At 67.2% G+C, this 12981-nt stretch carries 11 protein-coding genes; 7 read left to right on the top strand and 4 right to left on the bottom strand.

The annotated features are described in order from the left end of the window. The 3 genes from VFG33_RS12390 to VFG33_RS12380 form a co-directional block, all read left to right on the top strand. Positions 1–1198, top strand: a 1198-nt coding sequence (locus VFG33_RS12390) for an MGH1-like glycoside hydrolase domain-containing protein (RefSeq protein ID WP_325025712.1), incomplete at its 5' end; no start/stop codon positions are given. Further along, on the top strand, positions 1198–2109 hold the full coding sequence (locus VFG33_RS12385) for a dihydrodipicolinate synthase family protein (RefSeq protein ID WP_325025709.1): 912 nt from the start codon (positions 1198–1200) through the stop codon (positions 2107–2109). The genes VFG33_RS12390 and VFG33_RS12385, both read left to right, overlap by 1 nt. 3 nt (positions 2110–2112) lie before the next feature. Continuing rightward, positions 2113–4218 carry a golvesin C-terminal-like domain-containing protein gene (locus VFG33_RS12380; RefSeq protein WP_325025707.1) on the top strand — a complete coding sequence of 702 codons (2106 nt, stop codon included), beginning with the start codon at positions 2113–2115 and terminating at the stop codon, positions 4216–4218. On the opposite strand, the gene VFG33_RS12375 is transcribed toward VFG33_RS12380, so the two are convergent. Then, positions 4207–4827, bottom strand: a complete 621-nt coding sequence (locus VFG33_RS12375) for a TetR/AcrR family transcriptional regulator (RefSeq protein WP_325025705.1) — start codon at positions 4825–4827, stop codon at positions 4207–4209. The two genes, VFG33_RS12380 and VFG33_RS12375, sit on opposite strands and share 12 nt — an antisense overlap. A gap of 94 nt (positions 4828–4921) precedes the next feature. Between VFG33_RS12375 and VFG33_RS12370 the strand changes: the two genes are divergently transcribed. Continuing rightward, the gene (locus tag VFG33_RS12370) at positions 4922–6310 is read left to right on the top strand and encodes an MFS transporter (RefSeq protein WP_325025704.1); all 1389 of its coding nucleotides are present in this window, start codon (positions 4922–4924) and stop codon (positions 6308–6310) included. After that, a complete protein-coding gene (locus tag VFG33_RS12365; RefSeq protein WP_325025702.1) occupies positions 6307–6762 on the top strand; it encodes a GNAT family N-acetyltransferase in 456 nt (151 codons plus the stop codon). Before VFG33_RS12370 ends, VFG33_RS12365 begins: the two co-directional genes overlap by 4 nt. Positions 6763–6786: 24 nt before the next feature. On the opposite strand, the gene VFG33_RS12360 is transcribed toward VFG33_RS12365, so the two are convergent. From VFG33_RS12360 to VFG33_RS12350, 3 genes are read right to left on the bottom strand one after another with little or no spacing between them, the layout of a single operon-like run. Then, entirely contained in the window at positions 6787–7755 is a 969-nt protein-coding gene (locus VFG33_RS12360) for an ABC transporter substrate-binding protein (protein ID WP_325025700.1), read from the bottom strand. A 25-nt stretch (positions 7756–7780) separates the two neighbouring features. Then, the gene (locus VFG33_RS12355; RefSeq protein ID WP_325025698.1) at positions 7781–8758 is read right to left on the bottom strand and encodes an ABC transporter permease; all 978 of its coding nucleotides are present in this window, start codon (positions 8756–8758) and stop codon (positions 7781–7783) included. After that, positions 8755–10350 carry a sugar ABC transporter ATP-binding protein gene (locus tag VFG33_RS12350; protein WP_325025696.1) on the bottom strand — a complete coding sequence of 532 codons (1596 nt, stop codon included), beginning with the start codon at positions 10348–10350 and terminating at the stop codon, positions 8755–8757. The genes VFG33_RS12355 and VFG33_RS12350 overlap by 4 nt, the downstream gene beginning before the upstream one ends. 158 nt (positions 10351–10508) lie before the next feature. Between VFG33_RS12350 and VFG33_RS12345 the strand changes: the two genes are divergently transcribed. Further along, positions 10509–11693, top strand: coding sequence for an acyl-CoA dehydrogenase family protein (locus VFG33_RS12345; RefSeq protein ID WP_325025694.1), 1185 nt, complete (start codon positions 10509–10511; stop codon positions 11691–11693). 57 nt (positions 11694–11750) lie between these two features. After that, positions 11751–12767 carry a zinc-dependent alcohol dehydrogenase family protein gene (locus VFG33_RS12340; protein ID WP_325025692.1) on the top strand — a complete coding sequence of 339 codons (1017 nt, stop codon included), beginning with the start codon at positions 11751–11753 and terminating at the stop codon, positions 12765–12767. Positions 12768–12981 lie beyond the last annotated feature (214 nt).

The following is a 12981-nucleotide window of genomic DNA, read 5'->3' as shown; positions in this document are numbered from 1 at the left end:
CGCCATCTCCTGGAACACGATCTACGAGCCGTCCAAGGCGAGGGTGATCACCACCGTCAGCCGGCTCTGGAACGTCGGCAAGCGTGGTGGCTACGCGTTGTTCTGCTGGGACGCCTTCTTCAACGCGCTCCTGGCTGCCGTGTCGAGCAAGGAGCTTGCCTACGTCAACACGGTCGAGATGCTCCGCGCGCTCACGCCGGAAGGCTTCGTCCCGAACGTCGAACAGGGCACCGGCCGCAAGACGTACGACGGGTCGCAGCCGCAGGTCGGCTCGATGGTGGTGCGGGAGCTGTACAACCGGTTCGGGGACAAGTGGTTCTTGGAGGAGACGTTCGAGCCCTTGCTGTCCTGGAACCGGTGGTGGTGGAGGGTGCGTCGGGACGGCGAGCTGCTGTCTGCGGGCTCGACGTACTTCGACCCGGAATTCCCTTCACCACAAGACATTCCGCGGATCCACCAACACTTCGGTGCGACCTGCGAGTCGGGCTGGGACGGTCATCCGGCCTTCGACGAAATCCCGTTCGACAAGACGAAGAGCCTCCTGGCCGCGCATGACGTCGGACTGAACAGCCTGTACGCCGCCGACTGCGAGGCGCTGGCCGACATCGCGGACGTCCTCGGAAACCGGGAGGCCGCCGCGGAGTTGCGCGAGCGGCACGACGCTGTGGTGGCGGCGATGGAGACCCTGTGGGACGAGCCGAGCGGCATCTACCGCAGCAGGCGGACCGACACCGGGCTGCCGACGGAACGCCTGTCGACGATGAGCTTCTACCCGCTCCTGGCCGGAGTCGGCCTGGGGGAGCGGGCCCGCCGGATGGTGGATGGGCAGCTGCTCGCCGACGACGGCTTCGGCGGCGAATGGGTGTTGCCGTCCTCGCCGCGCCGCGAGCCGGTTGACCTGAGCGAAGGCAGCTACTGGTCGGGGCGTGCTTGGCCGCCGGTGAACTTCCTTGTCTACCTGGGATTGCTGCGCGCCGGGGAGAAGGACGCGGCCGGGTGGCTGGCGGATGGCAGTTCGAGGCTCGTGTTGAAGGAGTGGAACCAGCATCGCCACGTGCACGAGAACTACTCCAGCATCCACGGCGGCGCCTGCGACAAGCCCAACAGTGAGCCGTTCCAGACCTGGGGTGCGCTGCTGAGTCTCATCGTCCTGATGGACCGCGGCGAGGTCGGCTTCTTCAACGGCTTGGGGTCTTGATGCCGGTCGACGGAAAGCAGCTTCTTGCCGGGGTGATGATCCCGCTCGTCACTCCGATGTCCGCGCCCGGGCAGCCCACCGATGCCGACGACCTGCTCGACGCGTTGGCCGCTGCTGGCGCGCGGAGCCTGATGTTGTTCGGCAGCAACGGAGAGGGGCCGTTGCTGCCGATCTCAGCCTTGGCCGAGTTCGCCGGGAAGGCGGCTGCGCGATGGCGCGAGCTGACCGGTGGGCCGGTGCTGTGCAACGTGACCGCTGCCGGTACGGCGGAGGCGCTCGAGCGGGCGGCGGCCGTGGCGGACGCCCGGCCGGACGCCCTCGTACTGAGCCCGCCCATCTACTTCCACCACCGGGACGACGAGATCGTCTCCCACTACGCCGCGGTGGGTGAGCTCGGCGTTCCTCTGGTCGCCTACAACGCTCCGCGCTACAGCAATCCGCTCAGCCCGGCGTTGATCGACGTACTGATCGGCATGCCGCAGGTCATCGGCATCAAGGACAGTTCTGGCGACCTGGACCTGCTGAGTCACATCGTGTCGGCGGCTCGTCGACGGTCTGACTTCGGAGTGAGCCAGGGTGCCGAGACGCAACTGCTGGCCGCCCTGCGGCTCGGTGCCGACGGCATCGTTCCAGGCATCGCGAACCTGGCAGCCCGCCCGGCGGTTGAGCTTGTCGCCGCGCACGCGGCCGGGCGGGCCTCCGATGCCGTGGAGGCGCAGCGAGTGATCGACCGGCTCGTCCAACTGCATTCGATCCGGCCGGGGGTGCCGGCGATCAAGGCGGTGCTTGCCGACCGCAAGCTTTGCCCGCCGTACGTCGCCGCGCCGCTCCTGCCCTGCACCGAGGCCGAACGACGCGACCTGATCGCCCTGCTCAGCAATGAGGAACCCCAGCTCTTGACCCGGAGGTAAGTCGTGAGCCCATTGGAACCCGCCCGTTTCGACCGCAGGACATTCGGACTCGGAGTGGCCGCGCTGTCAGCGGCCGCCGCAGTCACCACCAGCGCCGGTACTCCGGCGAGCGCATCGCCGTCGCACCGCAACCCGCAGCCGGTCCAATTCGACGACACCACGCTGTGGGACAACACCGTCGACCCGCTGAAGAGCTACCACGTCCACGGACTCGCCGTCCTGCCGGACGACACGATCCTGGTCGCCACCGAGGGCCGGCACGAGGTGTGCGATGCCGGTCCACGCGACCTGCTGGTACGGCGCAGCGAGGACGGCGGCGACACCTGGGAATCGACGCAGACCCTGGTCGCGTCCGTCGACGGCCAGTCGTGGGGCAACCCGGCCTTCGTCGTCGACCGGACCACTGGCGGCATCTTCCTCTTCTACATGTTGTCGATCCTGCTGCCGGAGAACACCGGCTGCTCCGGCGACATCGGTGACCTCTACATGATCTCCAGCGGCGACAACGGCCGGACGTGGAGCGAACCGAAGTCGATGTCCGGACTGTTCGACCACTTCCCCTACGACTGGGCGCTGCACGGACCCGGGCCGGGTCACGGCATCCAGCTCGACAACGGACGCCTGCTCCTCAACTGCTCGCATCGCAGGGTGATCATCGGCAACACCGTCGAGCAGCGGTACTACGGTGTCGCGTCGATCTACAGCGATGACCATGGCGCGACCTGGCAGACCACGGGCGAGGTGCCGGTCTCCGTCGACTACCCGATCAACGAGGCCAGGGTGCTGCAGCGGTCGGACGGCACGGTACTGGTGAACGGCCGCGCCGCGTCAGGTGGGAACCGGCAGCGGATTGTTGCTGTCAGCAAGGACCGCGGGCTGACCTGGTCGCCGCCACGCCTGGACGGGTCCACCGGCACCTTCAACGCCGTGGATGCGAGCTTGTTGCGCTACACGGGAGGACCGCGTGGGCATGGCAGGCCCGACGTGGACCGGGTGTTGTTCAGCCGCCCCGACTCCCCGGTGCGGACCAATATGACGGTCTCCATCAGCTACGACGAAGCACACTCGTTCCGGTACAGCCGGGTGATCAACGAGGGTCGGTCGTACTACTCCGAACTCGCCCGGCTCTCCGACGGGACGATCCTGCTCGTCTACGGCTGCGACGGCGACAACCCGAGCTTCCCGCGCCGGGTGGCGATCTGCCGCTTCTCGCTGGAATGGCTCACCAAGGGCCGAGACAGTCTCCACCGAGGTCCTCGCCTCGATGAGCGAATCGTTGATCTCGCCGGTGGTGCTCGGGCGTACGACGGAACCGTGGCAGCCGTCGCGGATCCGGTCGCCAGGCAAGGAAGTCGGGTCGTCTTCACACCGAACCGCACCGGCGCCTATATCGAGTACACGGTGGACGTCCGGCGGCGAGCGTCGTACGAGCTGCTGTTGAGGTACTTCCGGCCGGCCGCCGGCGGTCTGGTCACCGTCACGGTCGACGGAAAGCAACTCGGCACCGCGGTGTTGGACACGACGGCGGACCGAGCCGACGGCTACGACGTCGCGCGACTCGGAGCTGTTGAGCTTAAGAATGGACGACACAAGATCAGATTCACTGCCTCCGGTCCCGGCCGCGGTGGCGGCACCCTGGTCTCGCTCGACTCCCTGAGTCTGTTGCAGGCGCCGTGGTCGGCCGATACGAGCGACGAAGTGGTGGTCGACAACGACGAGCTCGGCTATCTGACCATCAGAGGTGCTGCTTGGGCGGCGGGGACCGGCGTGCCTGGGTACCGGGGTGGCAACTACCGTTCTGTCCCGGCCGGGACGGGTGAACGGGCCGTCGGGTGGCGCCTGGTGGTCCCCCGCGACGGCGAGTACGAAGTACAGGTTTCCCATACCGCGCACGAGAACCGGGCGAGCAACGCGCCGTACACGATCACCCACCAGGGCGGAACCAGCGTCGTGCGCGTCGACCAGCGAGTGGCCGGTGTGCCGGAGCCACGCGGTGGATCCTGGGTGTCGCTCGGCAAGTATCGCTTGGCCGCGGGATTGACCACGATCGAGCTGAGCAACGACACAGACGGAGTCGTCGTCGCCGACGCGGTCCGCCTACGCCTCTAGCTCGCCAGATTTTGGGACTGGTTGGCCGGGAGGGGTGAAGGCGGCGAGGACTGTGGCGGTGATGTAAGCGGCCGCTTTGTCTGGGGTCAGGCGGCCGGCGTTGATCTCGTCGGCGGCGCTGTGCATCACGCTGTGGAGGATGCCGACCAGCCAGGTGGTTGGCAGGTCGGTGCGGAACTGGCCCTCGGTGCGGCCGCGTTCTACGAGGCGTTCGGCACGCTCGGCCGGCTCGGCGTGCAGGGTGCGGATGCGGCCGGGCGGGAGCACGCTCTGGGCTGCTAGCAGGAGTGAGCGGGAGCGGTCGACCAGGTGCCAGCTCGACTCGATCAGCCGGCTCAGCGCGTCCCGGGGATCACCGCTCAGGTCGACGCCGTCGAGGGCGTCGTGGCCGTCTTCGATCGCGCGGGCGAAGGCGGCCTCGACGAGCTCGGCCCGGGACGGGAAGTGACCGTACAGCGTGACCCGGCCGACGCCGGCCGCCTTCGCGATCTCGCTGACGCTGGCCTCCGGATTGCGGCCGAGGGTCTCCAGCGCGGCCTCGAGGATCGCCGCGATGTTGCGCTGCGCGTCCGCTCGCTTGGCCGGTACTCCGGACTGCGTGGCCGCCATTTAGCCTCCTCTTGTCGAACAGGGGTGTACGAGTTACGGTACCTCACATAACTCGAACAATCATGTTCGAGTTACTCGACAAGGAGGTGCCGGTATGGCCGGCGAACACGAGACCACGGCCGCGGACCCGCGCCGGTGGCGGACGCTGGCACTGCTCGGCGTCGCGCAGTTCATGCTCATCCTCGACGTCACGGTGGTGGCCATCGCGCTCCCGCACATCGGCGCGGACCTCGGCCTGGAGCGCGACACCCTGACCTGGGTGGTGAGCGCCTACACGCTGATGTTCGGCGGCCTGATGCTGCTCGGAGGCCGGGCCGCCGACCTGTTCGGCGCTCGCCGCGTGGTGCTCACCGGACTGGTCGTGTTCGTCGCGGCCTCCCTCGCCACCGGGCTGGCGAGTGGCGCGGCCCTGCTGATCGGCGGCCGGATCGCCCAGGGCATCGGTGCGGCGATCCTTTCGCCGGCAGCGTTGTCGGTGGTCACCAAGACCTTCCACGGCGAGGAGCGGAACAAGGCGCTCGGCATCTGGTCGGCCCTCGGCGGAGGTGGGTCCGCGATCGGCGTACTCCTCGGTGGGGTGCTGACCGCCGGGCCGGGCTGGCAATGGGTCTTCTACATCAACGTGCCGATCGGTCTGGTGGTGCTGGTCGCGCTGAGCCGCGTGCTGCCGGCCGATCGCCCCGCCGAGAGTCGCGGGCGCCTCGACGTCCCGGGCGCGCTCCTCGTCACCGCGGGCACCGGCACGGCGATCTACGCGCTGATCAACGCCGGCGATCGAGGCTGGCTATCGGTCGCCACCCTCGGCACGCTCGCCGCGGCGATCATCCTGTACGCCGTGTTCGCAGTACTGCAGAACGTCGTCCGGTCACCACTGATGGACCTCCGGATCCTCACCCGTCGACCCGTTGCCGCCGGCACCTTCTTGATCCTGGTCGCGACCGCACTGATGATCGCGGTCTTCTTCCTCGGCTCGTTCTACCTGCAGCACCTGCAGGGGTACGGCGCTTTGCGGACCGGACTGTTGTTCCTCCCCGTGGCGCTGGCCACGATCGTCGGGGCGCAAGCGGCAGGACAGGCCATCGGTCAGCTCGGTGCCCGGCTGGTCGCCTTTGCCGGGCTGGTCATCGCCGCCGTCGGCACTGGGCTTCCCGCGATCTGGGACGGCTCGACGGTCCTGGTGACGGGGATCAGCATCGGCGCGGCGGGGATCGGGGTCGCCTTCGTCGCGGCCTCCACGACCACGCTGGCGCAGGTCGCCCATCACGAGGCCGGGCTGGCGTCGGGGATCCTCAGCACCTTCCACGAGTTCGGTGCGGCGCTCGGGGTCGCGGTGGTCTCCAGCATCGCGGCTGCGAGCATTGCCGGCACCAGCGCGACCGGGTTCACCCGCGGCTTCACCTTCGCCGCGATCACGGCCGCGGTTGCCGCGGTACTGGCTCTGCTGGTCGTACCCGCTCCCAAGCCATCTATGGTTGCTCAGTGAGTATCCGTCGCGCCGGCCCGGAGGACGCGGGCATCATCAGGACGATGATCGGCGAACTAGCCGACCACCAGAACGAGGGCGAGTTCGTCACGGTCACCGTCGAGCAGTGGCGTCGTTTCCTCGGGCGTGACGAGGTGATCGTGCTGATCGCTTCGCAGGACGGGCAGGTCGCCGGTTATGTCTCCGCGCTTCGACGACCGCAGTTGTGGACCGGGGACGACTTTCTCGCGCTGGACGACCTGTACGTGCGGGAGGCGTTCCGCAGTACCGGACTGGGCCGGGAGTTGATGCTCGAGCTCGCCCGGTTCGCACTGCCGGAGCGCCTCACCATCGGCTGGGGGATGCAGCTCGAGAACGAGGGCGGACAGCGCTTCTACGCCCGCCTCGGCGCCAAACTCCGCACCAAGGTCAACGCCTCCTGGACCGCCGACGCCTACTCCCAAGAGTTGTAGGCGTCGGTCGGCCAGGGAACAGCGTTACTGGTAGAGGACCGCCGCGATCTTGGGGTCGTCGATGTTGGTCTTGTCGTACCAGAAGAAGCCGGTGTCGATCACCTTCGGCACCTCTTCGCCGCGGATCACCTTCATCGCGGCGGCGACGGTCTGTTCGCCGATGCCGACCGGGTTCTGGGTGATCGCGCCGGCCATCGTGCCGTCCTTGATCGCGTCGATCTGGGCCTTGCCGGAGTCGAAGCCGACGATCTTGATGCCCTTCTTGCTCGCCTCCTCGACGCCCTTCACGACCCCGATCGCCGAGCCCTCGTTGGCCCCGTAGATCCCGGCCACGTCGGGGTTCGACGCGATGATCGACTTGGTGATGTCGGCCGACTTGGCCTGGTCACCGGCCCCGTACTGCGGGGGGAGCAGCGTGATCCCCGGGGCATTCGCCTTCATCCAGTCGATGAAGCCGTCGCGCCGGTCGATGCCGGTCTTGCTGGTCTGGTCGTGCACCACCATCGCGACCTTGCCCTTGCCACCGAGCAGGCCGGACAGGTGCTTGGCCGCCTCGGCCGCCGCGGCCTTGTTGTCCGTGGAGGCCGTCGTCACCGGGATGTCTCCCTCGACGCCGGAGTCGAAGGCGATCACCGGGATATTCCTCGACTTCGCATCCTCCAGCATCGGTGCGGCGGCCTTGCTGTCCAGCGCAGCCAGCCCGATCGCCTTCGGGTTCTTGGCGATCGCGTTGGTCAGCATGGTCACCTGGGACTCGACGTCCGCCTCGGTCGCCGGGCCCTCGAAGGTGATCCGAGCGCCCTCCTTCGCGGCCTGCTGCTCGGCGCCCTTCTTCACGGCCTGCCAGAACTGGTGCTGGAAGCCCTTCGAGACGAGCGCGATGTACGGTTGCTCACCGCCCGAGCCACCGGCGTCGTCGTCACCGCCGCACGCCGAGACCGTCAGCGCCATCGCCGCGGCAGTCAGTACTGCCCCGAACCGCCTTCTGTTCATGTCGATCCAGCTCCTTGTCGGGTTGTCAGGCTTCTTTTTTGCGCACCATGTCGGCATAGACGGCGACGAGAATGACGCAGCCGAGAATCACGTTCTGCCACTCCTGCGGGATCGAGAGGATCTGCAGGCCGTTGTTCAGGACCGAGATGATCAGCGCGCCGATCACCGTGCCGACGATGGATCCCTTGCCGCCGGCAAGCGAAGTACCGCCGATCACGACGGCCGCGATCGCCTGCAGTTCGTAGCCCGTCCCGGTGGCGGGCTGCGCCGATCCCAGCCGGGCCGAGATCATCAGCCCCGCCAGACCGGTGAACAGGCCGGCGAAGGTGTAGACGATGATCTTCCACTTCCGTACGTCGATGCCGGACAGCGCGGTCGCGTCCTCGTTGCTGCCGATCGAGTACGTGTACCGGCCGAGCGTCGACTTGTTCAGCAGCACCCCGGCGATCACCGCGACCACGGCCAGGATGATCACCGCGTTCGGGAAGTCGGGGATCAGATTGCCGCGGGAGATCTTCGAGTACGCCGGGATGTCGTTGAAGTAGATCGGCGTGCTGTGCGAGAGCACCAACGCGAGCCCTTGGGCGACCAGCATCATCGCCAGGGTCGCGATGAAGGGCGGGATCTTCAGCAGCGCGACGTTGACCCCGTTGATCAGCCCGAGCAGTCCGCCGAACAGGATTGTGCCGAGCACTCCGAGCAGCAGCGGGAAGTCGGCGTTCACGATCATCACGCCGGACATCACCGCGCACAGTGCCATCCCGGTGCCGATGCTCAGGTCGATGCCGCCGGTGATGATGACGAACGTGGTGCCGAGCGCGAGGGTGCCGATCACCACGGTGCTGTAAAGGATCGCCAGCACGTTGCCGTAGGTGAGGAAGTTGGGGCTCGCGACGGAGAAGACGATGAAGATCACCAGCAGACTCGCGAACGCGAGGAACTGCTGCAGCCGGTCCCGCAGGCTGACCGTCACCGCACCCGCGACCGTCGTCGGCGTCGTCACCGTTCACCTTCTTCCTGTGTCAGGGTTTCCAGGCCGAGTTCGGCCGCGTCCTCGGGATTCTCGTCGGGCCGCAGGGTCGCGTAGTGCATCACGGACTCGGGTGTCGCCTCGGCGGCGTCGAGCGTCCCGGTGATGCGGCCCTCGCTCATCACCACCACCCGGTGCGCCATCCGCAGTACTTCGGGAAGCTCCGACGAGATCATGATGATCGACTTGCCCTCGTCGACCAGGGAGTTCAGCAAGGCGTAGATCTCCTCCTTGGCGCCGACGTCGATGCCGCGGGTCGGTTCGTCGAAGATCATGATGTCGCAGTCCTTGAGCAGCCACTTGGCGATCACGACCTTCTGCTGGTTGCCGCCGGACAGGTTCTTCGCCGTTTGCAGGATCGACGGGGTCTTGATTCGCAGCGACTCGACCGACCGCTGCGACGCGACCCGCATCGCCCGGTCCTTCACGAACCCGAGCGACGAGAACAGTTCGCCGATCGAGCTGATCGTGATGTTGGCGTTGACGTCCTGCTCCAGCAGCAGCCCGTACTGCTTGCGATCCTCCGACAGATAGCCGATCCGGTACTGCGCCGCGTCGGCCGGACTGTGGATCTGTACCGGCTTGCCGCGCAACAGGACGGTCCCGCTCTCGGTCTTGTCCGCGCCGACGATGGCACGTGCGACCTCGGTCCGGCCGGCACCCATCAGCCCGGCGAAGCCGAGGATCTCGCCCTTGCGTAGGTCGAAGCTGACGTCCTTCAGCAGCGCCTTCGTGCTCAGGCCCTGGACGGACAACAGCACCTCGCGGTCCTCGCGGACTCCCTCCGGCCTGGCCTCGCTGCTGAGGGTCCGCCCGACCATCAGGCTGATCACCTCTTTCATCGTGGTCGCCCGGGTGTCGACGGTCGCGACGTACTGGCCGTCCCGCAGCACGGTGATCCGGTCCGAGATCGCCTTGAGTTCGTCCATCCGGTGCGAGATGTAGATGACGCCCGTGTCTGGACTCCGGAAGCGTTGGATCAGTTCGTGCAGGGTGGCCACCTCGGCGTCGTTCAGGGCGGCGGTCGGTTCGTCCATGATCAGCACGCGCGCGTCGTACGACAGCGCCTTGGCGATCTCGACCATCTGCTGCTTGGCGACGGTGAGGCTGCCGACCAGGGCGCGCGGGGCGAGCGGGAGCTGCAGACGCTCGATCAGGTCGGCCGCTTTGTCGTTCAAAGCGCGCTCGCTGAGGAGGAAACGTCCGACCCTTGGCTCCCGGCCGATGAAGATGTTCTGCGCGACCGTGAGGTCGGGCATCAGGTTGAACTCCTGGTGGATGATGCTGATCCCGAGCTCCTGGGCGTGCCGCGGGCTGGTCGCCGCGAAGCGCTCGCCGTTGAGGAAGAACTCGCCCTCGTCGGCCTGGTAGATGCCGGAAAGCAGCTTCATCAGGGTGGATTTCCCCGCGCCGTTCTCCCCGACCAGCCCCAGCACCTCGTTCCGGCGCAGGTCGAGATGCACCTCGGAGAGCGCCTTCACGCCGGGAAAGCTCTTGCTCACGCCCTCGGCGCGCAGCAGCGTCGCGGAGCTCGCTGCCTCCGGGTCGTCGTCCACGAACGCCATGCGCATACTCCACCACAGATCCGATGTCTGCCACACCCCGTCGCGGCCCGAAAGGGCTGGATCGGTCAGCCGAAAGGGCTGGTTCGAGCTGTTCGGCCGCGGGCGGATGTGAGAGTTGGGGTGAATCCCTGCGCCGATTCGTCACCCTTGGAGAGGCCATGACCATCACCATCGATCAGCATCGGGACTGGATCGCGAAGGCCGCCGAGGTTGCCGCTGTTCTAGCGGAGGACGCGTTGGCGCGCGACCTGGCCGGGGCCGAGCCGGTCGCCGAGGCACAGCTGTTGCGCGAGTCGGGGTTGCCGGCGTTGCTGATTCCGGCGGAGCTCGGTGGTGCGGGCGGAACTTGGCGGACCGCACTCGCCGTAGTACGGGAGTTGGCGAAGGCTGACGGGTCGATCGCGCAGTTGCTCGGCTATCACTATGTGAACCAGGTGAACCTGTGGCTGGTCGGCGGCACCGCAGTACAGGAATCGTTCGGTCGGGAGTCGGCGGCCGGCCAGTTCCTGTGGGGCGATGCGGTGAATCCGATCGAGCCCGACCTCGAACTCGAACCGGACGGCGATGGGTATCTGCTGTCGGGCAAGAAGAGCTTCGCGACCGGTGCCAGCGTTGGTGATGTCATGCTGATCGCGGGTGCTGTCCGTGGGACCGGCGAGCCGCTGCTGGCCGTAGTACGGCGGGACTGGCCTGGGGTGGAGTTCGGTGGGGACTGGAACAACTTGGGAATGCGGCTGTCCGCGAGTGGCAGCGTCACTTATACCGGGGTGCGAGTTCCGGCGGATCATGTGATCGGGTCTCTGGCGTCGGATCGGACGACGCCGCGTAGTTCGCTGATCACTCCGGCTATCCAGGCTGTCTTCGGGAGTCTCTACCTGGGGATCGCCGAGGGCGCGCTCGAGACTGCTCGGGACTACACCCGGTCCATTTCGCGGCCGTGGGTGCTGAGCGGGATCGCTCAGGCGACTCACGAGCCGTACGTGCTGGCGACGTACGGGGATCTGGTCGCGGGGACCGCGGCGACCGGTGCGTTGGCGGATCGGATCGCCGATCATCTCGTCGAGGCGATGGATCGCGGTCCTGGGCTCACCTGGGAGGAGCGGGGCGAGCTGGCCGTCGAGGTTGCTGCCCTCAAGGTTGTGGCGACCGATCTCGCGCTGAAGGTGACCAGCACGGTGTACGAGGTGACTGGGGCGCGAGCCACGAGCAATCGGGTCGGGCTTGATCGCTTTTGGCGCAATGTGCGGACTCATACCCTGCATGACCCGGTCGCCTACAAGCGCCGGGAGGTAGGGGATCACTACCTCAACGGCGCTCATCCGAAGTTCACGCTCTATACCTGACAACCGGTACCTGGCACCTGCATCGTGTTGCACGTCGGTGTCTGAGATGGTCGGAGTATGGCCGAACAGATGACGGTGTGGGCGGTGGAGCGGCCTGGGCCGATCGACAGCGGCCCGCTGCGGCAGGTACAACGGGCGGTGCCTTCACCGGCTGCGCGGGAGGTCCTGGTTCGGGTGCTGGCGTGTGGGTTGTGCCGGACCGACCTGCATCTGGCCGAGGGAGATCTCGAGCCGCGGCGGGCGGGCGTCGTACCGGGGCATCAGGTGGTCGGGGAGGTTGTCGACCGGGGACCGGCGGCCGATCGGTTCGAGGTGGGCGATCGGATCGGGATCGCGTGGCTGCGGAGTACGTGTGGATCGTGCGAGTTCTGCCGTGCCGGGCGGGAGAACCTGTGCCCGCGTTCGGAGTACACGGGGTGGGATGCGGACGGCGGGTACGCGGAGTATGCGGTGGTGCCGCAGGACTATGCCTACCTGGTGCCTGGGGAGGCGCCGGTCGAGGAGGTCGCGCCGCTGTTGTGTGCGGGGATCATCGGGTACCGGTCGTTGCTGCGGGCAAATTTACCGCCGGGTGGGCGGCTGGGGATCTATGGCTTCGGGTCCAGTGCGCATCTGACGGCGCAGTTGGCCGCGGCTCAGGGTGCCGAGATCTTCGTGATGACACGAGGTTCGCAGAATCAGGCTCTGGCGCGCGAGCTTGGCGCTGAGTTCGTCGGAGGTGCCCAGGATGCGCCGCCGGTGCCGATGGACTCGGCGATCGTGTTCGCGCCGGCCGGTGAACTCGTGGCGCCGGCCTTGCAGGCGTTGAAATCTGGCGGCACTGTAGCGCTGGCTGGGATCTATATGAGCGACATCCCTACGCTGAACTACGACCGCGATCTCTTCCGCGAGCGTGATCTGCGAAGCGTCACCTCCAACACTCGCCGCGACGGCGAGGAACTCCTCCGCCTGGCAGCCAACGTCCGCATCGTCGCGCACACGACCACCGTCGGATTCGATCAGGTTGATCGGGCCCTGGCCGACCTCGCCCACGGCCGGGCTGCCGGCTCGCTGGTCATGCTCCCTGGTGCGTGAGGTGCCCCGGGCTCCAGCAGCTTGCGGCGGGCTCGGTGGCGACAGTGGGACTATCAGCTTTTGGGACGTTGCCGATGTGATGTTTTCGCCTTGTGGATAAGGGGAAATGGCCCCGTTCTGATTTGCGGGGATCTGTTGGTCGGCGTAAAGTCGAGCACATGTTCGAAGGTGATTGGACCGCACTCGATGCCAGGGCGACGTTGGTCGCTGTGGG

The organism is Kribbella sp. (genome assembly GCF_035687465.1).
Classification (GTDB): Bacteria; Actinomycetota; Actinomycetes; order Propionibacteriales; family Kribbellaceae; genus Kribbella.
This window is presented reverse-complemented; position numbering and strand designations above follow the sequence as displayed.